Source organism: Campylobacter sp. Cr9 (genome assembly GCF_020138295.1).
GTDB lineage: Bacteria > Campylobacterota > Campylobacteria > Campylobacterales > Campylobacteraceae > Campylobacter_E.
In genome coordinates, this window is the sequence record NZ_JACGBH010000001.1 from 95,971 (window position 1) to 121,571 (window position 25,601).

22 protein-coding genes and 1 tRNA gene are annotated in these 25,601 nt (G+C 28.9%); 3 read left to right on the forward strand and 20 right to left on the reverse strand.

The window, feature by feature from the left end; translation table 11 throughout:
* Nucleotides 1-72: 72 nt before the first annotated feature.
* The 16 genes from AVANS14531_RS00550 to mraY form a co-directional block, all read right to left on the reverse strand.
* Nucleotides 73-2,100 carry a TonB-dependent receptor gene (locus AVANS14531_RS00550; protein ID WP_336610927.1) on the reverse strand — a complete coding sequence of 676 codons (2,028 nt, stop codon included), beginning with the start codon at nucleotides 2,098-2,100 and terminating at the stop codon, nucleotides 73-75.
* A gap of 61 nt (nucleotides 2,101-2,161) precedes the next feature.
* Nucleotides 2,162-2,731: a CatA-like O-acetyltransferase gene (locus AVANS14531_RS00555; RefSeq protein WP_336610928.1), complete on the reverse strand. Its 570-nt coding sequence runs from the start codon at nucleotides 2,729-2,731 to the stop codon at nucleotides 2,162-2,164.
* A gap of 1 nt (nucleotide 2,732) precedes the next feature.
* On the reverse strand, nucleotides 2,733-3,386 hold the full coding sequence (locus AVANS14531_RS00560) for an ATP-binding cassette domain-containing protein (RefSeq protein ID WP_239817285.1): 654 nt from the start codon (nucleotides 3,384-3,386) through the stop codon (nucleotides 2,733-2,735).
* Entirely contained in the window at nucleotides 3,373-3,990 is a 618-nt protein-coding gene (locus AVANS14531_RS00565) for an ATP-binding cassette domain-containing protein (protein ID WP_336610929.1), read from the reverse strand. Before AVANS14531_RS00565 ends, AVANS14531_RS00560 begins: the two co-directional genes overlap by 14 nt.
* Nucleotide 3,991: 1 nt before the next feature.
* Nucleotides 3,992-4,744, reverse strand: a complete 753-nt coding sequence (locus AVANS14531_RS00570; protein ID WP_239817287.1) for an ABC transporter permease — start codon at nucleotides 4,742-4,744, stop codon at nucleotides 3,992-3,994.
* Nucleotides 4,741-5,679: an ABC transporter permease gene (locus tag AVANS14531_RS00575; RefSeq protein WP_336610930.1), complete on the reverse strand. Its 939-nt coding sequence runs from the start codon at nucleotides 5,677-5,679 to the stop codon at nucleotides 4,741-4,743. Before AVANS14531_RS00575 ends, AVANS14531_RS00570 begins: the two co-directional genes overlap by 4 nt.
* Complete coding sequence (locus AVANS14531_RS00580) at nucleotides 5,679-7,190, reverse strand: ABC transporter substrate-binding protein (RefSeq protein ID WP_336610931.1); 1,512 nt, start codon at nucleotides 7,188-7,190, stop codon at nucleotides 5,679-5,681. The genes AVANS14531_RS00575 and AVANS14531_RS00580 overlap by 1 nt, the downstream gene beginning before the upstream one ends.
* Nucleotides 7,191-7,350: 160 nt before the next feature.
* Nucleotides 7,351-8,520 carry an amidohydrolase gene (locus AVANS14531_RS00585; RefSeq protein WP_336610932.1) on the reverse strand — a complete coding sequence of 390 codons (1,170 nt, stop codon included), beginning with the start codon at nucleotides 8,518-8,520 and terminating at the stop codon, nucleotides 7,351-7,353.
* Nucleotides 8,520-9,284 (reverse strand): pseudouridine synthase, encoded by a 765-nt coding sequence (locus AVANS14531_RS00590; RefSeq protein ID WP_336610933.1) that lies wholly within the window; start codon nucleotides 9,282-9,284, stop codon nucleotides 8,520-8,522. Before AVANS14531_RS00590 ends, AVANS14531_RS00585 begins: the two co-directional genes overlap by 1 nt.
* Nucleotides 9,284-10,207, reverse strand: a complete 924-nt coding sequence (locus tag AVANS14531_RS00595; RefSeq protein WP_239817292.1) for a KpsF/GutQ family sugar-phosphate isomerase — start codon at nucleotides 10,205-10,207, stop codon at nucleotides 9,284-9,286. Before AVANS14531_RS00595 ends, AVANS14531_RS00590 begins: the two co-directional genes overlap by 1 nt.
* A gap of 9 nt (nucleotides 10,208-10,216) precedes the next feature.
* Nucleotides 10,217-12,121 carry a ribonuclease J gene (locus AVANS14531_RS00600; RefSeq protein WP_336610934.1) on the reverse strand — a complete coding sequence of 635 codons (1,905 nt, stop codon included), beginning with the start codon at nucleotides 12,119-12,121 and terminating at the stop codon, nucleotides 10,217-10,219.
* Nucleotides 12,108-12,878, reverse strand: a complete 771-nt coding sequence (gene rsmA / locus AVANS14531_RS00605) for a 16S rRNA (adenine(1518)-N(6)/adenine(1519)-N(6))-dimethyltransferase RsmA (RefSeq protein ID WP_239817294.1) — start codon at nucleotides 12,876-12,878, stop codon at nucleotides 12,108-12,110. The genes AVANS14531_RS00600 and rsmA overlap by 14 nt, the downstream gene beginning before the upstream one ends.
* Before the next feature lie 80 nt (nucleotides 12,879-12,958).
* Nucleotides 12,959-13,034 (reverse strand) — tRNA-Phe (locus tag AVANS14531_RS00610).
* Nucleotides 13,035-13,070: 36 nt separating this feature from the next.
* Nucleotides 13,071-13,469 carry a hypothetical protein gene (locus AVANS14531_RS00615; RefSeq protein WP_336610935.1) on the reverse strand — a complete coding sequence of 133 codons (399 nt, stop codon included), beginning with the start codon at nucleotides 13,467-13,469 and terminating at the stop codon, nucleotides 13,071-13,073.
* Complete coding sequence (gene murD / locus AVANS14531_RS00620) at nucleotides 13,462-14,649, reverse strand: UDP-N-acetylmuramoyl-L-alanine--D-glutamate ligase (protein WP_336610936.1); 1,188 nt, start codon at nucleotides 14,647-14,649, stop codon at nucleotides 13,462-13,464. Before murD ends, AVANS14531_RS00615 begins: the two co-directional genes overlap by 8 nt.
* A 4-nt stretch (nucleotides 14,650-14,653) precedes the next feature.
* Nucleotides 14,654-15,700 carry a phospho-N-acetylmuramoyl-pentapeptide-transferase gene (gene mraY, locus AVANS14531_RS00625; protein WP_336610937.1) on the reverse strand — a complete coding sequence of 349 codons (1,047 nt, stop codon included), beginning with the start codon at nucleotides 15,698-15,700 and terminating at the stop codon, nucleotides 14,654-14,656.
* Between the two features lie 97 nt (nucleotides 15,701-15,797).
* Here mraY and thiD point away from each other — a divergent pair, with 97 nt between their 5' ends.
* From thiD to AVANS14531_RS00640, 3 genes are all read left to right on the forward strand, one after another.
* The gene (thiD, locus tag AVANS14531_RS00630; RefSeq protein ID WP_239817298.1) at nucleotides 15,798-16,580 is read left to right on the forward strand and encodes a bifunctional hydroxymethylpyrimidine kinase/phosphomethylpyrimidine kinase; all 783 of its coding nucleotides are present in this window, start codon (nucleotides 15,798-15,800) and stop codon (nucleotides 16,578-16,580) included.
* Nucleotides 16,581-16,743: 163 nt separating this feature from the next.
* Entirely contained in the window at nucleotides 16,744-18,018 is a 1,275-nt protein-coding gene (locus AVANS14531_RS00635) for a hemolysin family protein (protein ID WP_239818546.1), read from the forward strand.
* Complete coding sequence (locus AVANS14531_RS00640) at nucleotides 18,011-18,937, forward strand: DHH family phosphoesterase (RefSeq protein WP_239817299.1); 927 nt, start codon at nucleotides 18,011-18,013, stop codon at nucleotides 18,935-18,937. The genes AVANS14531_RS00635 and AVANS14531_RS00640 overlap by 8 nt, the downstream gene beginning before the upstream one ends.
* Before the next feature lie 39 nt (nucleotides 18,938-18,976).
* Here the strand turns inward: AVANS14531_RS00640 and AVANS14531_RS00645 are convergent, their stop codons facing one another.
* The 4 genes from AVANS14531_RS00645 to AVANS14531_RS00660 all read right to left on the reverse strand — a co-directional run bounded on the left by AVANS14531_RS00645 (nucleotide 18,977) and on the right by AVANS14531_RS00660 (nucleotide 25,451).
* A complete protein-coding gene (locus AVANS14531_RS00645) occupies nucleotides 18,977-20,869 on the reverse strand; it encodes a pentapeptide repeat-containing protein (protein WP_336610938.1) in 1,893 nt (630 codons plus the stop codon).
* Nucleotides 20,870-21,003: 134 nt separating this feature from the next.
* Nucleotides 21,004-21,444 (reverse strand): hypothetical protein, encoded by a 441-nt coding sequence (locus tag AVANS14531_RS00650; RefSeq protein ID WP_239817301.1) that lies wholly within the window; start codon nucleotides 21,442-21,444, stop codon nucleotides 21,004-21,006.
* Between the two features lie 4 nt (nucleotides 21,445-21,448).
* Entirely contained in the window at nucleotides 21,449-23,485 is a 2,037-nt protein-coding gene (locus AVANS14531_RS00655) for a rhodanese-like domain-containing protein (protein ID WP_336610939.1), read from the reverse strand.
* A gap of 40 nt (nucleotides 23,486-23,525) precedes the next feature.
* On the reverse strand, nucleotides 23,526-25,451 hold the full coding sequence (locus tag AVANS14531_RS00660) for a multiheme c-type cytochrome (protein ID WP_442862381.1): 1,926 nt from the start codon (nucleotides 25,449-25,451) through the stop codon (nucleotides 23,526-23,528).
* Between the last annotated feature and the right edge of the window lie 150 nt (nucleotides 25,452-25,601).

A 25,601-nucleotide genomic window follows, 5' to 3' on the forward strand; every position in this document is an offset into this window, starting at 1 on the left:
AAATAGCTAATATTTTTATTTTTCAAATTCCTATTTCAAATTCTTGAAAAATAAAAGGCAAATAAATGCCTTTTAAAATCTATAACTTATGCTAAATCTAAAATCTCTTCCAGCTTCCCAATCAGCACTCTTAGCACTTTTGTAGCTTCTTTTGTAGTGTGAAAAATATAATTTATTAAAAATATTATTAACACTAAAACCTAAATCAAGATTTTTATTAACTTCGTAATTTACATAAAAATCATGCTTTGCATAAGCTGGTTTAATATAATCATCTACTAAAATAGAACTAAAATAAATTAAATCATATCCGAAAATGAAATTTTGATATAAATATTCAAGATTTAAAGTATATTTATCTCCTGCATCACTATAAGCTAAAGCATATCCAGCTCTTACTAAACTATCTTTTTCATCATAAGTTCTAGCTCTTGAATAACCAAGCCTTGATTTAAACTGCTTGTAGCTAAAAATTGCTTCTAAATCAACTCCATAAATATTATATTTTCCACCATTTAGCCTTGTATAATATCCACCTGCTTCGCCAATTCTTTTAGTCTCTTCTCTAATTAGGTTTTTGTAAAATCTATTATAGTATTTTGCACTTGCACCCATAGTAAAATCATTTATTTCTTTAAAATAGTCAAGCCCGAACTCATATCCATAACCACTCTCAAATTTTAAATCTTCATTTGTTTTTAGCTTTGCTCTATTTTCACGCAAAACAATCATTTCAAGTGGGTCAATTCCTTTAGAAATCTTAGAATATCCTGCATAAATTGAAAAATCTTTAGAAAAATTATATTTAAGTCTTGCAGCGTAATCAATTGAATTAAAATTATGCTTTATTCTATCTTGATTTAAATTAGCAATTGTATTGATTTTATAATTATTAAACTTAGTTCCTAAAATCAAATCAAAATCTCCTAAACTCATCTTATCTTGTAAAAACACTGAAAGAGTTTGGGAAATATCATTTGAAGCTGGTGTGAATTTTTCATAAATTGCTATATCTTTACTTAAATTATATTTATAATAATTATTCTTAACATAGCTTTGGGTATTAAAATATTCAAGCCCGTAAGTAAAAAGATGAGAAATATCAAATGTTTTTAATTCACTTTTATTATCAAGATATAATCCATAAGTTTTAACTCCACCTTTTAGATATTCTAAAACATCTTCTTTTAATAGGTTTTTTTGCTTCCAGTTATCAAGCTCAAGCACTCTATTTGTATAATAAGTCTTAAAATTAAGATTTATATATTCATCTAAATCATAATTATAATCAAGCACAAAGGTATTTCTTCTCATTTCTTGATTAATCAAATCAAATCCCCTTGTCCCTGCACTAATTAAGTTAGCTCCTTGATAATAATCATAGGCAACACTTCCAGCCCATTCAGGCACTAATGGATAATCGCCTTTATACTCAACATTTTCATAACTTATATTTAAATTATGCTCATCTTTAGTATATCCACCCTTTAAAAGATAGCTTAAATTATTGCCTTTTCCACCACTTTCGTGCTTTAAAGCATCTTTTGAAAAGCTATGGTTTTTATGATTTATATAAGCTAATAAATGTAAGCCATTATCACTTTTGCCATAAGTTTGCAAGCTTTTTTGCCATTCTTTATTATTACTTGCAAAGCTTGTTTTAATCTTTGCTCCTAAATGCTCGTTAGATTCAAGTAAATCAAGCGCATTTAAGGTATTAAACTTAACACTACCTGCTAAAGATGAAGAAATAATATTTAAATTATCAGTATTTATCTCAATTGCTTTTAAAATATCAGTATCAACGACTAAATCGGCTGAGTGATGCCAATTATTTCCAACTTGTCTTGCACCATCTATGCTAATATTTACTGCCCTATCACTCATTCCACGCATAAATATTTTTTGATTTAAATTATTTGTCCCACCTAAATAAATGCTAGGAAGGTTTCTTAAAATATCTCTTGTGCTTGTTGTGTTTTTGTTTTGAATGCTAAACTCATCAATGGAATTTGATTTTACATTTATTAAATCAAGTTCAACATTAGCATAAGCACCCCCCCCCATTAGCAAAATTGCTGCGATACTAAAACGAAACATAAGTTCTCCTTAATTAATAATAAAACCAAGCATTAAAGCATTTTATTATTAATAATTATTTTCATTTTAATAATTCAGCAAGATAATCATAAAATTTTTTAGCCCTTGCAAGGTCAAAAAAAGCATGATGAAAATTAGCATAAATTACTAATTCTTCATTATCTTTTAAGCTTGTAAATATAGGTTGATAAAACTCAAAGCCATTTTTTAAATGCAAAGAAAAAGAATCAAAATACCCCTTAAAACTTGATACATAAAAACAATTAATATCACTTTGTTTTAAGCTAAAAGCTAAAGGTGATTGCAAAAATAATTCATAATCTTTTTCATAATTTCTTACAAATTCTTCGTAATTACTAGAATAATTTGTAAAAGTATTTACAATTTCTTGATTTTTTTCTAAAACATACGCAGGATTTAACACATTAAATTCTATTATTTCACCATTTATTACGCTTAATTTTAATTCTTTTGTATCATTTACAACCTTACTTAAATTAAATAAAAAATCCACATTTTTAAGCTTTTTGATTTTAAATCTTTTGCTTACTTCAAATCTACTATTTGCACTGCTTGTATAAACCTTAAATTTATCTAATTCATAGTTTGATAAAAAAGCTTTTTTATACATTTTAAACCTTTTTTATGATTTCGTAATTCCTATTACAAATTCCTTCTGCGATTTCTTTAACATGGCTTATTAAAATCATAGAATTTTCATAAGCTTGGCAGTGTTTTATAAATTTCTTTATAGCATTTTTATCAAGTCCAGCTTCTACTTCATCTAAGATTAGCAATTTTGGTTTTACAAAAAATGCTCTTAAAAGTCCTATTATTTGAGCTTCTCCACCACTTAGTTCGCTTGGATATTGATACAAAATCTTATCATCGCTAAAAAAATCATAAAATAATTCATCATTAAACCTAACATTATAATTTTTACAAACCATATCAAAATGCCATTTAATATTTTTGAATGGATTTAGGGCTGATTTTTGATTTTGCATTATTAAAATCAAATCTTTTCTTATCTCTCTTTTTTCATTATATGTTAGGTTTTTTAAAGATTTTTGATTAAAAATAATATCTCCATCATTAAAATTATCAAGCATTGCAATGATTTTTACTAAAGTAGTTTTTCCGCAGCCATTTGCACCTTTTAAGTTTAACTTATCGCCTAAATCAAGCTTAAAATTAATATCTTTAAAAACTTCAAAAATCGTAGTTTTTGAATAAAAATGCTCTTTTATTTCAAATCTTTTTGATAAGTTTTTAATTTCTAGCAAGAGAGTCTCCTTTAAATTCATAAATCTCATCACAAAGGCTTAAAAATCTTTTATCATGGCTTGTTAAGATTATATTTATATCAAGCTCTTTTAAATATGCCATTATATTTATAAGGCTTTTTTCATCAAGACCAGCGCTTAATTCATCTAAAATTAATAATTTTGGCTGTTTTACTAAAGCCATTATTAAACTAATCTTTTTAGACTCTCCTATGCTTAATTCATAAGGATTACTATGCCAAACATCTTTTAAATTAAACTTTTCGCAAAAACTTAAGGTTTTTTCTTTTACATTGCTTATTTTTCTATCTTTTGCTAAAAACAGCATTAATCTTCCTATATCAAACAAAGGATTTAAAGTGCTTTTTGCATCTTGAAAGACTATGCTAAAATCATCTATATTTTTTTCTTTTAATAAATCGTGATTTAATACCATAAATTTATTAGCTCTTGTATTTACTCCCATAAACTGAAGTAAAAAAGTGCTTTTTCCTATGCCATTTTCTCCGATTATGCCTATTGTTTTTGCATTTGTTGTAAGGTCAATATTACTAAAAATTACTTTGTTATCTTTAATACAACTTGCGTTTTTAATATCAATCACTTTATTTCCTAATTATTGAGCTTAAATTATTTAAAGAATATATAAGCAAGAACAAATATATCCCTGGAGCTAAAATCAAATGATAATGTCCTAAATAAATACATTTTGCATTATCATTTAGCATATTTCCTATGCTTGCTTCATAAGGTTTAAGACCAAGTCCAAAAAAGCTAAGCGTTGATTCGCTAAGTATGATATGAGCTACATTTTGTATAAATAAAACTAAAATTATATTAAATAAAACAAAGCTAATTTGCTTAAAAATATCAAATTTACTAGCTCTAAAAATAATTAAGTTTAAAATATAATCTTGTTTTAAATATGTGCTAAAAAATACATTTAAAGTTTTAGAAGTAATCGCAAAATGTGTAAAACCAAATAATAATATTATTGTTAATTTTCCGCCATCAAATAAGCTTTGTATAAACATAATTAAGATTAAAGATGGAGTTGCTATTAATAAATCAAGGATTTTTAAAATTGCATTTTTGAAGAAAAACTGCATAAAAATAGCAACAATAACTCCTATTACACAAGCAAGTAATGATGAAAATATTCCTATTTGAAGTGATGAATTGCTTGCATGTATTAATTCAACTACAACATCTTTTCCTAAAAAATCCGTCCCAAAAATATGCTCTAAGCTAGGATTTGCGAACATATTTGCAAGATTTATTTCAGGTCTTTGTATAAAAAAACTAAGCATTGAAAAACAAATACAAAAGACTAAAATCAAAATATTAAGTATTTTCATAAAGCCTCTTTCTTTGCAAAAATTATTTTTTCTAAAAATAAAGCTAGAAAATTAAAAAAACTAACAATAAAAAAGCTAACAATTATCAAAACCAAGCTTAATGGATAATCTTTAAAAATCAAAGAATCAATAAACAAACTTCCTATTCCAGAATAAGAAAAAACTTTTTCAATAATATATGAACTTCCTAAAAGCCCTATAAAATTAGCACTAAAATATCCAAAAATAGAGCTAAAAGCATCATAAATTATAAAAAAATAAACTCTTCTTCTTTTAAACCCCATTAAAAAAGCAGCGTTTATGTAAGGCTTATTTAGAGTTTGTATAAAGGTATTTTTGCAAAAACTTACCAAAATTCCAAGACCACTTAAAATAAGCGCACTAAGTGGTAAGATTAAATGATGCAAATAGTTTAAAAAAGTTGGATTTTGAATATCATTTGATAAAGAACTAGGAAAAAGCTCAAGCCAAATGCTAAAAGTTAAAATCAAAAGAATTCCCATATAAAAACTAGGCAAACAAAAGCAAAGCATTAAAACAAAATTAATGCTTTTATCAATTAAACTTTTATTCATTAATGCAGAAATTAATCCTAATAAAATCCCAAAAACTAGCATTAAAAATCCGCCGCCAAAGATTAAAACAATAGAATTAAACAATCTTTCTTTAATTAATAAAAATATATTTTTATCGCTTGTTAAAGACTTTAAATCAAGGCTTATTAAACCTTTTAAAAACTGAAAATATTGATAAAACAACCCTTCATTTAAACCAAGTCTTTTAAGCTCATTATCTATGAAAGATTTTGATAATAATATGGATTTATTTGCATAAACTGCACTACCATTTGTGTAATAAATCAAACAAAATAGCACAAAGCTAAGTATTAAACTAAGTAATACAAAACTAAGTGCTTTTTTAATAAAATAAATCATTATTTATCTTCGTAATAAAAATCTTCTATTCCGTATAAATATCCGTTTCCATGGTGTCCTAATGCGTGGTTTTTAACACCTTTTAGATTTTTATTGAAAGCAATTACATAATCTATATAAGCTAAGAAAACATAAGGAGGATTGTCCTTTAATGCAAGCATAGCTTTTGTGTAATATTCATTTTTTTCTTTTTCATTATCGGTAATCCTTGCAAGATTTAAGTATTTTGAAACTTCTGCATCATCGTAATGATTATAATTTAAACCATTTTCATTAGTTTCTACATCATATTCTTTAGAAAATACTCTGTAAGTATAAAAATCAGCACCATAAACACTACCCCAACCTATCAAAAAGCTATCAACCTTGTCAATCTCAAAACTTCCATGCTCTTTAGCATAAACATTTGCACTAATTCCAACTTTATCTAATTCTTGCTTAATATAATAAGCCATTTGAGTGCGTAATAAGTCAAAGTTAAATGTATAAATATCAAAGCTTAAAGCCTTACCATCTTTATCATAAAACTTATTGTTTTTTAATGTATAACCTAAATCAATTAACTTTTGTTTTGCCAAATCTTTATTGCAAGTGCTATAAGCAATATCAGTTTTTACTTGTTTTTCAATAGGATTATTTGCAACACTGCCTAAGTTATTTAAAATACCTTTCACTAAATCTTCTTTACAAATAGCTAAATCAATAGCTTTTCTAAAGTCCTTATTATGGAATTTTTTCATATTAAACATTAAAGCTCTATAATCATTTGAAGGCATAATTTGATAATTTACCTTATTATTTTTAGCTAATTTATCTAAAAATATAGGAGCAACGATAGAAATATCTAATTTATTATTTTCTAACTCAAGTGCTACTAGGTTTGGGTCTTGAATAAACTTTAAAATAACTTCTTTTATATGAGCTTTATGCTTATAAAATTTATCATTTGCAACTAATTTAATATATTCGCCTGATTTTCTTTCTACGAATTTATAAGGACCAGTTCCTACTGGATGCTTGTCAAACTCATCAAGACCGATTTTTTCTACAATATGCTTTGGCATAATTCCTAAGCTAAGAACTTCATAAAAGCTAGGATATGGGTGTTTTAAAGTTACTTTAAAGCTTAAATCATCAATTTTGCTAATTTCTTTAATATCTAAGAAATTGCCTAAAACTTCTGAATTGAGTTTTTCATCACGAGCAAGATTAAGAGTATAAATTACATCATCACTGCTAAGTTTTGCACCATCGTGAAAATAAACATCATCTCTTAAAGTAAAAGTATAAACCAAGCCATCTTTTTTTACATCTTTTACCAAATCTTTTTCTAATGTATCATTTCTATAAGAAAATAAGCCATTAAAAACTAAACCTAGCATTACGTTATGATCTTCATCATAAAGTGGATTTAGCCTTTCGGTTTCGTTTTCTACCCCTACAACTAAAACATCTTTAGCATTTAAACAACTAAAGAGTAAAACAAAAATAAAAAATAATTTTTTAAACATCTTCTCCCCTTAAAAATAATTTAAAGTTTTATTATAATAAAAAAAAAAAAAAAAAACGATTAATACTTTTTTAAAAAATTATTTAATTTTTTATTTAATTTAACTTTTATAAAACCTATTTCAAATTCTTATTTTAAAAACAAGAATTTGAATTCGGAATTTAATCTTTTAAATAGTCTAAAACTAAAGTAGAAAAATATTTGCTAGCAAGCAATAAAACTTCATCATTAAAATCATATTCAGGATGATGAAGGTTCGCACTATCGCCATTGTTTATGAAAGCATAAGTTCCTTTTACCTCATCTAAGAATGCTGAAAAATCTTCGCTACCCATTAAATGCGGATGATTAAACTCGCAATCATTTTCACCAAATGATTTTATAGCTGCATTTTTTGCAATGTCGTAAGCTTCATCATTATTTATTGTTGCTTTTATATTTTCTGCTCTTTTAACATTTACTTCTACATTGAATGCTGCTGCAATGCCTTTTGCAATTTCGTTAATTCTTTTATGAATAAAGCTAAGCTCATCATTGCTAAGCCCTCTTACATTTATCATAACAGTTGCTTCATTTGGAATAATATTAAACGCTTTTGTTGTTCCTGCTAAAAAGCCTGTAACATTTAAAACACTATCTTTTAATTCAAGAGATTTGAATGTATATAAAGCATTTACGAAATTGTTTGCAACACTTATTGGGTCTTTACATAAATGTGGAGCCGATGCGTGTCCGCCTAAACCTATAAAATCAACCCTATAAGCACTAACTCCAGCCATCATAACGCCACGCTTCATAAAAAACTTTTTGTTTTCATAGCCTTTCATTTGAGAGCTTGGCATATTGTGAATTCCATAAATATAATCAACCCTAAAGCGTTCTAGTGCTTTATCTTTTATCATTCTCATTGCACCACTTAATAATTCTTCATCACAGCATTCTTCAGCAGGTTGAAAGAATAAATTAAGTGTTCCATTAAATTCAGCATTTGCTAAATACTTTGCAGCCATTAAAAGCCCTGCGGTGTGTCCATCATGTCCGCATGCGTGCATACAGCCGTTTTTACTTGCATAAGAAAAATTATTACATTCATTAATACTAAGTGCGTCCATATCTGCTCTAAGTCCTATGCTTTTAGCTGAACTACCCTTTTTAAGCACTCCTACAACGCCGGTTTTTCCAATGCCTTCATAAACTTCGTATCCAAATTCTTTTAGCTTACTTGCAACTAATTTTGCTGTATTTAGCTCATTAAATCCTAGTTCTGGATTTTGATGAATAAAATGTCTTAGTTCTTTAAATTCCTGATACAAATTCTCTAAATTTTTCATTAGTAATACACCTTATTTTCTTTTAAAAAGCTTCTTAAATCTTCATACTCGCTATTAGTTAAAAATCTATATTTTTTAGGTTTTAAAACACCTAAATCAACTCTACCAAAAGCTACTCTTTTAAGCTCAACAACTTCTAAATCAAACTCAGCAAAAAAGCGTCTTAACTCTCTATTTTTACCCTCATCAATTATTACTCTTAGCTTTGTATATCCGCCACTACTTCCAAATATTTCGTATTCTAAAAATGGCTTTAAGCTAAGATTTGTGATTTTACTTTTTGGGTGCGCTCCTTTTAAGCTATTTACGATTTCAAGCCCATTTTCCATAGCATTGATTACTTCTTTTGTGATAGTTCCTTTAATTTTTAAGTAATATTCACGCTCTAGGTTACTTTGCATTAAAAAATCCGCTATCACAGGACTATCAACCAATAAAAGTATCCCAGTAGATGCGTAATCTAGTCTTCCAACAGGATTAAAATGTCTAAAATCTCTTGGTAAATTATCAAATATCAAAGCTCTTCCACGCTCATCTTTATGACTTACCAATTCGCCTTTATCTTTGTGATATACGATTACGCTAAATTCGCTTTTTTTATAAATTCTTTTACCTTTTACAAAAACTTTATCATCAACCCCAACTTCGCTCCAGTCTTCTAAAACGACTTTATTATTGATTTTTACTAAACCATCTTTAATTAGCTTATCAGCTTCTTTTCTTGAATATTTGCTATTGTGTGCAATAAATTTATTAAGTCTCATCACTCATCCAATAATTGTAATAAACCTATTATTTTTTCATCTTCAACAACTACTAAAATAGATATTTTGTTCTCTTTCATATAAGAAAACGCCTTGTGAGCTAGCTCTGTTTTTATTATTGTTTTAGGATTTTTACTTGCGTATGTTAAAGCTAATTGCTCTAAAGAAAAATCTTCTTTTGCCATTGCTCTTCTTAAGTCTCCATCGCTTAAAAATCCAAGTAATTTTTCATTATCAACTATTAAAGCACAACCAAAACTTGCCTTACTCATACATAAAATTGCCTCTTTTAAATTAGCGTCTTTATTAATAATAGGAAGATTATTTTTATGCATTAAATCACTTACTTTTACATAATATCTCTTACCTAAAGCTCCACCAGGATGATTTATACCAAAATCACTTACACTAAAATCTCTTAAAGCAATTACACAAGCTAGTAATGCGTCTGCTAAAGCTAGTGTTAGGGTTGTTGAGCTAGTTGGTGCAGGTAGATTTGTGATTGCTTCATTACAATTTGTTGCGATATTAAATAAGCATGAATTAGCTAGTGGAGAATTGCTTTGCGAAATGCTAATTAAAGTGCAAGCTCTATCTTTTAAAAAAGGAATAATTTTTAAAACTTCTTCGCTTTTTCCACTAAATGAAATTAAAATCACTAAATCTTCTTTAGAAATATTTCCTAAATCTCCATGCATTAATTCACTTGCATGAATAAAAAACGACTTTACCCCACAACTAGCAAATGAAGCAGCAATTTTGCGTCCAACTATGCCACTTTTACCAACTCCAACCACTATTAAATTACCCTTACAATCATTAACTAAATTAGCAATTTTAATAAAACTCTCATCTAAACTTAAAGCTGCTTCTTCTAAAGCGAAAGCTTCTCGCTTTAGAATGTTTTTTGCAATTTCTAGCATAATTTATCCTTAATGTATATTTAATAATAAATATGGATATTTCTTATACTTTTTAAAGAAATACTTTTTAAGTGCGTTTCTTAGTGCTGGCTCAAAAGCTTTTTTGTCTTTCATAATGCCTTCTTTTGCATCTGCAATGAATAATTTAATGTAATTACTCACATCAGTTCCAAAATCTTGAGCTAGTTTATTTGATACAAGACCAAAATTTATAATATGTGCGTGATTTAGAGTTTTTGCACCCATATTTATATGAAGATTTAGCTGAACTATTCCATGCTCTGCTAGATTTTTTCTAGTATTTAATAAATCATCATGAACTTCTCTATCCACTTGATTATCTATATAAGTCTTTCCTGTTTTAACGCTCTTTAGTTTTCTTAATTTATTCCAGCTTATTTCCATTTGATCGCCGTTATCTAATAAATAAATATTTCTTTCATTTACACCACAAGCAATCGCACTAGCTTTATGTTTGCTAATATGAGAATATTCCCCATGAACAGGTAGAAAATACTTAGGTTTTACTAATCTTAATATTAATTTTTGCTCTTCAGCAGCTGCGTGTCCGCTTACATGAATTTCGCTAAATTCTTGATATGCCACACTTGCCCCATGACGCATTAATAAATCAATCACACCTGAAACACTTGCTTCATTACCTGGAATTGCTTTTGCGCTTATAATTACTTGATCGCTTGGTTTAATCTTTACATGCTTATGCTCGCTTGTTGCCATTCTATATAATGCACTCATACTCTCACCTTGTGAGCCAGTAGTAATGATTAAAATCTCTTCATCAGGGAATTTATCAAGTTCATCAGCACTTATGAAAATCTTTTTATCAAATTTTAAATAGCCTAGCTCAATTGCTGTAAATAAGTTTCTTTCCATTGAGCGACCTATAATACAAACTTTTCTATTATAAACTAGAGCTTGAGAAATCGCTTGATGAATTCTGTGAATATTTGAGCTAAATGTACTCATTATCACACGACCCTTGCAGCGTGAATAAATTAAATCAAATGTAGCCCCCACAGTGCTTTCACTCTTAGTTACACCTTCACGGTAACTATTAGTGCTATCACTAAACAGACATAAAACTCCCTTTTCGCCATAATAAGCTAAACGATGTAAATCACTCGCATAACCATCTATTGGAGTATGGTCTATTTTAAAATCTCCTGTATGAATGATAGTTCCAGCAGGCGTATTTATAGCTAAAGCACAGCTATCAATAATACTATGTGTTATATGAATAAACTCAACCTTAAATGAGCCAATTTCATATATTTCACGCTTTGTTATAGGTCTAAATAATTTGCATTTATCTTTAAGTCCGTGTTCGCTAAATTTATTTGAAATCATTCCTAATGGAAGCGGAGTTGCATAAATAGGAAAATCAAATTCTTTATAAAAATAAGGCATTGCTCCAATATGATCTTCATGAGCGTGAGTAATTAATACAGCTTTAACCTTATCTTTAATCTTTCTAATATATGAAAAATCAGGCACTACAATATCAACACCTAAAGTATCGGCATCAGGAAAGCTCATTCCAACATCAATGATAATTGCCTCATCTTCATACTCAATTACACTCATATTTCCACCGATTGCACCTAAACCACCAAGTGGAGTGAATTTCACGCTAGCATTACCTTTATAATTAATCCATGGGCTTAATCTTTTTTCTTGAGCTTTTTCGTTTGCTTTCATTGATTCAGCTAAAGCTTTTTGCCAATCTAAATCACCTTTTAAAGAAGCTGGTAAGATTTTTTTCTTGCGTTTTTTCTTCTTTTTTGATTTTTTTTCGTCAATTTCTTCTTCTAATTCTTCTAAAAGTTCATCTTCATTTTCTGCGTTTTCATAACTTCTAGCTATTTTTGTCTTATTTAATTCATCTATACTCATTGTCATCCTTTAGTAATTTAAAAATTTCTAAGAATGATTTAACCGATACCTCATGAGCTCTTACATTTTCGTTTATTCCTAATAAATCTAATGCTTTTTTTACTTTTTCTTTATTTGAAAATGAGCTTAGCATTTTTTTTCTAGGTTGATTAAAGGCTGTTTTTATAAAAGCATTAAAGCCTTTTATATCCTTTTTATCCATTAAACTTGGCTTTTTAATAAGCTTAATTACGCTTGAATTTACTTTCGGCATAGGTACAAAAGCACTAGGTGGCACTTCACAAACTAGTGATTTTTCACAAAGTAATTCAGTAATTACGCTTAAAGCACAATAATCATCGCCAAAAAATCTATCAGCAAGCTCTTTTTGAATCATAACAAGCATACCTGTGCAGTTATCATCAAACAAAGCATTTAGGATAATTTGCGAACTAATATAATACGGCAAATTAGCACATATAAAATAAGGCTCATCACTAATTTTCACGCTCATAACATCAGCATTAATTAATGTAAAATCTCCACTTAAAATCTCTTTATTAAAACGCTCATTTAAAATAGGTATCAAACTATCATCTATTTCAATACTAGTGAGCTTAAAACCACTTTTAAGTATAGGAGCAGTTAAATCACCTAAGCCAGGCCCAATCTCAATTAAAATTGACTTTAAATCTTTGGGTATCGCTTGGATGATCTGCTGTTTTACTAATTCATCTTTTAAAAAATTTTGTCCGAATTTCTTTTTTGCCTTAATCATTGCAGGAGTATAAAGAAAAATATTTAATACTTAGAAAAAAATAAAAAAGATTAAAAATAAAAAAATGGGAAAAATAAAAATGGTGGTTAGAGGCAGAATCGAACTGCCGACACGCAGATTTTCAGTCTGCTGCTCTACCGACTGAGCTATCCAACCACCTGAAGTAAAAGCTTGAATTATATGCAAAAATTCTTAAACTTTGCTTAAAATATTTTCTAAAGCAAAAATTTGTTGTTTTAAAAATGAATAATTTAAAATAGAAAGTATAAAAACCACGATACTTGCAATTGTTAAAAACGAAATTCCTATTTCAAATTCCGTGAAAAATAATGCTATAAAAAGTGCAAGGCATATTATAAATGTAATAAAAATTGCTCTTTTTTGCCTTGCTTTTGCATTTTTAAAATTATCTTCATCTTTATTCTTAAATAAAATTACTCTATCAATAGCAACTACAAAATAAGTATTATCAGGGTTTTTTAATTCATCTTGTAATAAAAATTCTTTATTTTTATAAATTAATTTATTTTCTTTTACTTCATAATCGCTATTTATTAAAGCACTTTTTGCAAGTCTTAAAAAACTAAACATCAAGTTCTTTCATATATTTTATAAATAAATCCCCACGCTCAGCATATGAGCTAAACTCATCTAAACTTGCACACGCAGGACTTAATAAAGCGATTTCATCTATTTTTAAATCTTTATATATTAAGGTAGCAGCTTCTTTTAAATTCGTTCTAATAGGATTAAATCCATTTGCCTTTGCTATATCGCTAAAATCTGTCTTTCCTATTAGATAAAGTTTTGTATTTTTAGGTAAATATTTAAAAAACTCATTTAAATCTTGACCTTTAGCATCTCCACCTGCAATTAAATGTAAGGGTTCTTTAAAGCTATTAATCGCTGCAAGTGCTGCAGAAATATTTGTAGCCTTGCTATCATCAATCCAAGTTCTATTTTTACTATCTTTAAATACTTCAACCCTATGACGACCGATTTTAAATAAACTTAATTTATCATATTTAATCTCACCACTAATTATTTTTGTGGCTGCTAATGCTAAACACGCATCTAATAAAAACGGCTCTTTATAGTTTAATTTAGACAAATCAATATCAAAAGTTTTTGCTAAATCGCTTGAGTTTTCATAAAAATATTTAATACATTTTGCACTCTCTAAATATTGTTTATATTTTTTAGGAACTATTACGCTAGCAGTTTTATTCATTCTAAAAATCAAATCAAGCTTTGCTTTTTCGTAATTACTAAAGCTTCCATGCCAACTTATATGATCATCACAAATAGGGAGTAATACATAAAGCTCAGGTCTTGCAACCTTAGTATAATGAAGAGCAAAAGAGCTCATCTCAAGCACTACTAAAGGCGCTTTAAGATTCATTAAAGCCAAAGGTTTTCCTATATTTGCTCCAGCTTCAATGTCTAATAAATGAGCTATCATCTCAGTTGTTGTTGTTTTACCGTTTGTTCCACTTACCCAAATGCTAAGTCCTAAAGCTTCATTATAAAAATCAATCTCGCTTGTAAGATTTCTTGCCTTTTTGCATAAAATATGATTAGGAGCAATTCCTGGGCTTACTACTTCAATGCTACTTAGCTCAGGATTAAACTCATTTACAGGCAAAAGTTTATTGCCAAACTCATCTTCACTAGCTACGCTAAATTTATCATCATATATATTCCACTCGCCTTTTTTATAAGTGCTAGTAATTGCTTTAGCAACATTTCCATATCCAAACATTGATAACATAATCTCACCTTAATTTAATAGTAATTAATGCAAACACATTGCATAAAAACGCAATTAGCCAAAATCTAACGATTATTTTATTTTCACTCCAACCGATTTGTTCAAAATGATGATGAATTGGTGCCATTTTGAAAATTCTTTTATGAAAAATCTTAAAGCTTCCAACTTGTAAAATAACGCTAATTGTCTCAAGCACAAAAACAAAACCTATTAATATAAGCAAAATTTCATTCTTTGAAATAATCGCTAAATACCCAACAATAGCTCCTAATGTAAGCGAACCGCTATCTCCCATAAATACTTGCGCAGGATGGCAGTTATACCATAAAAAGCCTAGTAAAGAGCCAATTAATGCAAGTGCAATTACAACGCATTCTTCAGCACCGCTAACCTTAGGTAATAATAAATAATTAGCATACACAGCATTAGAACTAAGATATAAAAACACAGATAATGTAAATAAAGAAAATACACTTGGCACACAAGCAAGGCCATCAAGACCATCGGTTAGATTAATAGCATTTGAGCTTGAAATTAATACCAAAATCCAAAAAATTAAAGCAAAATATTTCATATCTATTATTGGATATTTATAAAAAGGAACGAAAAGCTCCGTGCTAAAATCGCTAAAAATCATAATAGGAAGTAAGGTAATTAATGAAGCAATTATCATTAAAAGCATTTTTGAGCGTGGTTTAAGACCTGCTTTATTAGCCTTTTTTAAAACCTTACCTAAATCATCAATAATTCCAATCGCTCCAAAGCACACTAAGCACAAAAACGCAGAAATACTATAAATATTAAAAGTAGCAAAAATAAGGCTTGAAAGAAGTGTTGAGCCTAAAAATATCACTCCGCCCATTGTAGGGGTATTGCACTTTTTTTGATGAGTTTTTGGAGCATCACTTAAGATAGGTTGATTTGCACCTATATTTTTTGCCCAAGAAATAAAAAGTGGCATAATAATTAAAGTCATAAAAAAAGACAATAAAAAAGCTAAAAACGCCCTAACGCTAATGTATGAAAATAAGTTTATATCAATGTTAAACATATTTGTTCCTAAAAAATTAATAAAAAAGGCAAATATTATAATAAAATTATAAATTTTTAAGTATTATTTCGCTTCTAATTCATATTAAGGAGCTTATATGTTAAATCCAGTTCTAACGATTGCAGGTAGTGATTGCAGTGGGGGTAGCGGACTTGAGGCTGATTTAAAAACTTTTACAATGCATAAAACTTTTGGAATGGCAGTGGTTTTAGGTGTTTATTCTGTAAATACTCAAGGTGTTTATGGAGCTTGTGTTATGGATAAAGAAATTGTTGCATCTCAATTTGATGCAGTTTTTAATGATATAAGACCAAAAGCTCTTAAAACAGGTTTAATGGGAGATGCTGATTTAATTAGATTAATCACTGCAAAATTTAAAGAATTTAAGCCAGAAAATATAGTAATTGACCCTGTTATGTTTTCAAAAAGTGGCTTTAGATTAATTGGCGATGAAGATTTTAAATTATATGTAGAAGAATTCATACAATTTGCCGATGTTTTAACACCTAATAAACTTGAAGCTGAACTTCTTTGTGGATTTAGCATTGATTCAAAAGAAAAATTAAAAGATTCAGCTAAAAAACTAATTGATTTAGGAGCTAAAAGCGTTTTAGCTAAAGGTGGAAAATATTTTGATTTAGCAGTGGATTATTTTTATGATGGAAAAGATTTTCACGAACTTTGTGGTAAAAACTTGCAAACTTCAAATGACCACGGAGCAGGTTGTACTCTTAGTGCTGCAATAGCTGCAAATCTAGCAAATGGCTTAGATAAATTAAGTGCAGTTGCAAATGCAAAAATTTATACTCAAAATGCTATGGAAAACGCACCAAAATTAGGTGCTGGAAGAGGCCCTTTAAATCATATGTTTGATTTATAGAATTTAAATTAGGAATTTCAAATTCCTAAATGAAATTCCTAAGCAAATTATCTAAAAAATAGCTTTATTTATCTTACTTACTTATTTTTAAGCTTGTGAGTTTATAATTTTTGTTTTTATTTTGAAAAAAGGAGATTTTTTGGACCCCAGTTATACAGCTTTAATGCTGTTTTTAGCATTATTTTGTGTTTTTTTAAATGGATTTTTCGTATTATCTGAATTTAGCATTGTAAAAATTAGAAAAAGTAAGCTAGAAGAATTTGTAAATCAAGGAAGAACTAACGCTAAATTAGCCTTAGAAATGTATAAAAACTTAGATACTTATTTATCAGCTACTCAGCTAGGAATTACTTTAAGCTCACTTGCTCTTGGTTGGTTGGGCGAGAGTTCTGTTGCGGTTTTATTAAACAAACTTTTATCTAATTTTAATGTAAATCCTATCGCAATTCATAGTGTTTCTGTTGTTATTTCTTTTATATTAATTACGCTTTTGCATGTTGTTTTAGGCGAAATTGTTCCAAAAAGTATAGCAATAGCAAAGACTGAAACCGTTGTATTATGGATAGCAAGACCGCTTTATTTATTTAGAATAATTTTTGCACCTTTTATTGCTACATTTGATTTTTTATCTTTATCAATTTTAAAAATGTTAAGAATAAAAACAAACGAGCACGCAGCTCACTCTGAAGAAGAAATTAAATTTATAGCAAGTGAAAGCCAAAAAAGTGGAGTTTTAGATGAATTTGAAACTGAACTTATCCAAAATGCAGTTGATTTTAGCGATATTGTAGCTAAAGAAATTATGACTCCAAGACGCGATATGATATGCTTAAACAAAAGCAATACTTATGAAGAAAATATAAAAATAGTTCATGATTATAAACACACTAGATTTCCTTTCATAGATGCTAGTAAAGATAATGTATTAGGTATGATTCATATTAGAGATTTATTAGATAATCAAAATAAAGACCTAAATGAATGTGTTAGAAAAGTTCTTTTTGTTCCTGAAAATATCAGTATTTCAAAAGTTCTAGTTCAAATGAATAAAGAGCAAATCCATACAGCAATAGTAATGGATGAATACGGCGGAACTGCAGGATTACTTACTATGGAAGATATTATTGAAGAATTAGTAGGTGATATTAACGATGAGCACGACAAAAAAGAACAAGATTATAGAAAAATAAATGATGATATTTATATCGTAAATGGAAGGCTTGATATTGAAAGCGTTGAAGAATTGCTTGATATAAAATACGATGATGAATTAGAAGAGCTAACCATAGGCGGATATATATTTAATCGCTTAGGGCATGTTCCTAGCGAAAAAGAGCGTTGTGAAGACGAACACTGCTATTATGAAGTAAAACAAATGCAATCAAATAGCATAAAATATTTAAAAATAATCAAAAAGCAAAGGAAAAATAATGAATAAATATAGATTAATAACTAGAAGTGATATGGATGGACTTGTATGTGCTGTATTATTAAAGCACATGGATTTAATTAGCGATATTAAATTCGTTCATCCTAAAGATATGCAAGATGGCACAATAGAAATTACAAGCAATGATATAGTAACAAACTTGCCGTATTGCCCTAATGCACATTTAGTATTTGATCATCATGAAAGCGAAAGTATTAGAAATGGTAAGGCTGATAATCATATCATCATACCTGATGCACCAAGTGCTGCTAGGGTTGTGTATGATTATTACACTAAACAAGGCGTAGAATTCCCTAAAGAATGGGATGATATGATGGTTGCAGTTGATAAAGCTGATAGCGCACAATTTTTAATGGAAGATGTGCTTGAGCCTAAAGGTTGGGAATTTTTAAGCTTTTTAATGGATAGCAGAACTGGTCTTGGAAGATTTCACGACTTTAGAATAAGCAACTATAACCTTATGATGGATTTAATTGATTATTGCAAAAATCACAAAATTGAAGATATTATGAAATTACCTGATGTTGTTGAAAGAAGTGATTTATATAAAAAATACGAAAATGAATTTAAAGAACAATTAAAAAGATGCTCAAAAGTATATAAAAATCTAGTTGTATTAGATTTAAGCAAAGAAGAAATTATTTATCCGGGCAATCGCTTTATGATTTATGCACTTTATCCAGAATGCAATATCTCTATTCATAAAATCTTAGGCTTTAGAGGTCAAAATATGGTTTATGCAACAGGTAAGAGCATATTCAATAGAACTAGCAAAACAAATATCGGAGAGCTAATGCTAAAATACGGCGGAGGCGGACACGAAGCAGCAGGCACTTGCCAAGTATCTCACGAAGATGCCGAAAAAGTTTTAAACGAACTAATAGCAAAAATCAACGCAGACGGCTAAAAAAATCACAATTCCTATTTGAGAATTTCAAATAGGAATTTAATTAGGAATTATAGAGTTTTTTCTAGCTGTTTTTTGTAAAGAAAATAAACATAAAATCATAAGAATATAATAAATTATGTTAATTCTAGTCATAAATTCATCAGCGTTTTTACCTTTTAGTAAGGCTTCATTATAAGCATTTAAAATAAGTTCATCTTCTTTGATTATGTCTTTATTAGCTAATAAATCTTTTTTAGCTTGACTTTCGTTTAGATAAATTGCCGTTGGATTTAGCCTATTTGCAATACTTATAGCTTGATAATCTTCAAGATTAATTATGGCTTTATTTAAAAAATGATTTTTGGCATTATCTGAAAATACTCCTATAAATGGAGTGATAATGCTTGGTGCCTGAATTATTCCACACAATGAACTAACAATAAGTGCAAAAACCACATAACGCTTAATTCCATATAGGCAAATTTTGATACCAAAATAACATTCAATAAACGAAAAAACAATACAGCACAATACAATAGATACTAAAAAATAAAACCCATAATTAATTATATTTATAATATCACAATTAAAACCAAAAAAACAACTTTCTACTGCAATACTAAATAAATAATACCCACCTATCACACTAAGAGTAGTAAACACTATTAAAAGTAAATCTGAATGATGATTGCTAGTTGTTTTATATAGACATAATAGAAATCGATCTATTACATTTTTTATTTTATTTTTACGATTAATCTCTAAAACACGCTGTGATTCATTATCTGGACTATTTCCGTATTTTTTACATAGACATTCAATTGTTATTCTATAACATAACTCTACTTCTTTAGCGTATAATTCTAATTGATGCCATTTTTGAGATTCTAACAAATTACTTTGAGCAATTAAAACATTTTTAATAGTCCTAAAACTATCTCTAGCTCCTTGAGCATGTTGTATTAAATAATAATAATCTGCTTTTTTATTTTTGCTATCTGTTCTATTTCTATCTTTATTTTTCATTTTTTTTGTATATTGTTTAATTTTTCCAATATCAATCAATGATAAATCAACACCGATTAAATTTACTAGGTTTGTTTTTTCAAATGCACAAGTTGAAAAATTAGGAACGTATTCAAAAATAGCAAAATAAAAATTTGCAATTTCTTTAAAATTAGTGTTATAAAAATGAACTATACGCTTAGAATGTATCCAAGGAAAATAAGCATGTTTAAAAAATGTGCTATCTGAAAAATCTGCTAATTTATAAAAAATAGAATTATTAAATACAACTTTTTCTTTAAATTCACAATGCGAAAAATCTGCATTTCCTTTAAATTCCACTTTGCTAAAGGTTAATTCCTTAGTAATTTCTAAATGCTTACATTTAAAATCTTTTTCAAACTCGCACTCAATAAACTTTACATTATATTTTTGATTAAATATTTCATAATTTACAAATTCAATATCGTAATTAAATTTAATATTCTTAAAACTAAGATTTTTCGGTTTTTTATCTTTTAATGTTATTGTTTTAAGAATATCAAATTCTATATTTTCAAAAATAATTTCTTCAATATCAAAGCAAAAATCTAAAATCATATTTTTATTCAATTCACAATTATTAAAATGTATTACACCATATTTATCATTTATTTTGCCATCTTGTTTATGCTCTAAGTTTTTGCAATTTTTAAAAATTATATTTGACTTTATTTCAAGGTTATTATTATAGACTTTTCCAAAATTTTTTAATAATTTATGTAAATTAAAGTGTTTAAAAGAAACATTACTAAACTCTATTGTTTTGTATGTGCTTAGATTTTTAGTAATGTCAAGTATTTTACCTGTATCAATTTCACAATCTTTTATAGATAATTGCTCTAATTCTCTTGAATAACTTATTGAGCTTTCATCTATGCTAAAAATTTTACTTATTTCTTCCATTTTAAACCTTTGTTTTTGAAAGATTATACCAAAAGCTTGAAGTTTTATAATGATTAAATAATTTATTAAAAATCCTAATTCCTATTTCAAATTCCAAAGTTTTTTTAAGAATTTGAAATAGGAATTTGAAATTCCTATTTAACCTTTACAGGATATAGCGAAGGGTATTCGTAGATTTTCCACTCGCCGTTTTCGTTGTGTAAAATCACATCTTTACTGAATTTATGCTGCTGTATTTTATAATTTGTATCAACTTGTACCACAGCTATTTCGCTACTTTTATTCTTCTTAGTAAAGCTCATTTCAATAGTATCATCATTACCCTTGTAATCATAATCTATAAAAATCATATCCTTACCTTTATCTTGAAACTTCTTAAAATAATCTACATTATTCTTTTTTGCAAGAAGTTTTGAAGCTTCATTCATTTTTCCAGCTTCACATAAAAGCACAAAATCCTTAACCACCATTTCAGGCTCTTTTTTCTCGTTACCGCAAGCACTTAAAATAAGTGCTGCAGTAACTAAAGAAGAAGCCATAAAACTTAAAATTATATTAGCATCTTTATTTTTCATCAACTCAACCTATCAACATATCTGCAAATGCATAAATTATCAAGAACAGAAAAATTAGTCCAGTAAATAGCATTAAAAATCCAACAACTCTTGCAAAATAAAAATACTTAGCAAAAGAATTGCTTTCATTTTTAAGGCTCTCTAATTTTCCACTAGCCTTAAGCCTTGCATACCATTCAGGTCTATCGTGCTTTAATTCTTCTTCTGTTAATTCTCCACTAAATATAACCATATCCATTGGGAATCTATCAGCTCTAAAGTGAGTATTAAAGAAGTGAACTGCAAAAATAAATCCAGTAGCCAAAAGTGCTTCATCAGAATGCACAAGCGTTGCAAGATTTAGCATAAAGCCAGGTAAAATCTTTGTAAATTCAACAGGGAACCATAATACAAGCCCACTAAATCCTATAATAAACATACCCCAGAATACTGCTATATAATCAAACTTCTCCCAGTAAGTAAATCTATCAAACTTAGGTCTTTCGCCTCTACCAATAAACCATTTAAAGTGAGCTACAACATCTCTTAAGTCTTGCATTCTAGGCATTAAACTATCAGGTCCAAATAATTTTGCTAAGAATAATTTAAAGCTTAGTTTTCCATTAGCATCACGAATAGCGTCACGCTTAATCCAAGAATTATAAATTACTTCAGCAATATGGCTTAAGAACACTGCTATCATAATAAATGCACTAAAGTGGTGTATCTTAGTAGCCATTACAATTCCACCCATCATATCAATCATAGTTTGCGCCCAAGGAGCTGTATAGAACTTTTGTGGTAAACCACTAAAGCTAAGTCCTAAGAAGCTTGAAGCTACGAAGAAATGTTGAATTCTATGCAATGTGCTAAAGCGTTTAATATTTACCTTATCTTTATGCATTTTTTCTTTTGCTGCACGCCACTCATCTTTATATTTAATACTCATATAAATTAGTTTCATACTCCACAAGAACGTGTGTAAGCCAAAGAATGCAAATACACTAATTACAAGCCCTGTCATAAATACATAAGCCCAATAAAGTAATGGGAAATTCTCTTTATCTGTATGGTCAGCATGAGCTATAAAATCACTAAAGTTAGCATTAGCACCTTCATGGCACTTTTCACAAGTTTTGATTTTTGCTTCACCATAAAGCGTTGATTTTTTATCTTCAGGTTTATGAATATTGTGTGCTCCATGGCAGTCAAAACAAGCAGCTATTTTTTTACTCTCACCATCTTGTGCTAAAACCATAGCTTTACCATGGAATGTTTCATGATAATGCTTTTGTTCTTTTTCGTGGCAACTTCCACATTTAACATCGCTTAATTTTTTAACAGCTAAAGAAGTTAATTGTTGTTTATCATGCACATTATGGCAATCCGAACATGATGGAGATTTTTCTCTTGGATTTGTTCTTTTATCATGAACACTTCCGCTAAACTCAGATTTTACTTCTTTATGACAGCTTGAGCAGTTATTATTTACATTATCTTTATCATTTGCTAATTCATTGATTTTTCCACTATCACCATGACAATCTCTACAAGCAGGAAGATTACCAAATCTTAGATTTTTATGTAACTCATCTTTAAAACTACTAACTTCACTACCTTCATGCCAACTATTTATATCATAGCTTTTTACAAGTGGTTTTATTCCGCCTTTTTCAATAGGTCTTGCACTAAGAATCCAGCTTTCAATTCCATCAAGCATTACACGAACATTTGTGTAGCCTAATTTTTGTGCTTTTAAAGCTGCATCAGAGCTTGCATAACACATTCTATTTAAACAATAAAAAATAATCTTAGCATCTTTATTGCTAGGTAATAAACTTACCCATTCAGGAGTATTAATAAAAATAGAGCCTTTTAAATAGCCGTATTTTATTCTTTCTTCTTTTGTGTTTGCATCAAATATATAAACATCTTTTTTACCTAATTCTTTTTCTACATCAGCCATAGATATGGGAATTACCCCATCAACTACTGCAAAATCGCCTTCTGATGCAAAAAGGTTAAAGCTTAAAAAGATGGCAAAAATAAGTCTTAACAACATATTTTATCCTTTCACGAAGGCTAGGAAAACCCCTAGCCTTTTATTTCTTACCATCTAATAAATCTTGAGCTTGTTGTGCATAAACTAATGCTTCATTTATTAATTTAAGAGCATATTTTGGACCATGCACACCCCAGCTGCCGTCTTTTTCAATTTTTTCATAAATTGTTCTTGCTTCTTTTGTAAGTAGAATAATTTCAGCTTTAACTTTTGTGCTTAAATTATCCATTTTTGCTTGTTCTCTATCAATTTTGCGAATTGCAAGCTCAAGTTTTTTAAATCCTTCTTTAACAGGTAATTGCCACTCCATAACCTTGTCATAGATTTGCTCTTGGTCTGTAAAGTGTAATTCTTTTGGTAAAGTTGATTGAACTGCACTATGGCATCCACTAGCCCCAGGCCCAACAAGATTTACATCACTCCAGCTAGTTCTTCCACAACTCCACATTAAATCAACGAAGAATTTTCCATCTTTTCTAGCAATTGTCCAACCCTTAGTATTTTGTGGATCTCTTGGCTTGCCTGCTGGTGGATTTAGAGTTTTTGCGTCTTTATCTACATAAATCTTCCAAATATGACTTGCACGAACGTTATCAAATCCACCTTTATCAGGGTTTTGAACGCTTGCAAAGTTTTCACAACTCATCATATTTGGCATATGACAACCTGTACAATTATCTTTTGAGTGTGCTCCGCCGTATTTAAACATATCAGCTTGAGTTTCGTGGCAATCACTACAAGTTTTCTTAAGCCCTACTTTTGTATATGGATCTTTCCAATCGTTTGCAGTAACTTCGTGTGGGTCATGGCAAGTTGAACATCTCATACCTTTATCATAGTGCATTGTGTTATACATTTGTGAGCCTTCTGTTCCACAAGATGGACATGCTGATTTAAAGTAGCTATTAAATGGCTTTCTTGGATCAATCTTAGCATCTTCACTATCATAAGCAAATCTTTGATGACATCTTTCACAGTTACTTGGCATACCAGCACCTCTTGCTCCATAAAGGTGAGCTCCGGCTCCATGGCATTCTTCACAGCTAATTCCTTTAGAAATTGCGTGTTTTCTAAGCTCGTCTTTATTACCAATTGCTGCTAAAAATTCTTCTTTAGATTTAAAGTCAAATTTAAAGCTATGGCAAACTTCGCAATATGCAGATGCAGGTTGAAACATCATCTTTTCTTTATAAGTCGAACCATAAGAGTTAATTCCCCAAACGCTTGAAGTTTGTTTGCCAAAATCTTCTAATTTTGTAGGGAAATTTGGAGAAAATTCAGCTATTTTTTTCGCAACTTCAGGTGTAAGTGATTCAACCCAAAGGCGTGAGAATTGATTACCACCAGCAACCATTTTACCTGTTCCATCAGCTAATTTTCCATCTTCAATGTGATAAGTTCCACGCACTAGCCACTTATCAATAAAACCATATTTTGTTCTAGGAGTTCCTACGATAACGAATACATCATCAGCTTCAACACCCTTAGGTAAAATTGTAGCTTCGCTACTTCCATACATAGGCTTTTTAGGATCTCCTCCTGCTTCTTCTAGCTCATCAGGAAAGCGAATAACTTTTGAGTGGCGTGAGCGTTGCCAAGCTTCATATTGTGCAGGGTGGCACTCTCCACATTTTTTAGGACCAACGAATTTGTTTGGATAATCTAAAATACTTTCCATACCTAAGCGATATGTAATTGAAGCACCATGTCCTTTGTCTTTTTCATAGTTTGCTGCACCACCAAATTCTACGAATTCTTCTTGGCGATTTGAAATAGAATATTTTCCTACTAATCTGCCTTCTTTTTCGTATTTAAACATAGGGTGGCGATCTTTTAAAAACTCTATAAAATCAGTTTCTTGATTTACATAATCATGAAGAGTTCTAGGTTCTATACCATCAGCTTGCGGCGTAACACCAAATAGCATTGAGCTAATACAGGCACTAAGCACCAATAATCGTTTCATAACATTCTCCTTAAAAAATATTTTGGAACTAAAGTTTAGTCCATTTTCATTTAAAGCTTTCTTAAAAAAACTTAAAAAAATAAATATAATTTATAAATTTAAAATAAGATATAAATAGTATGAAATAAAATTTTATAATTTTTCTATTTT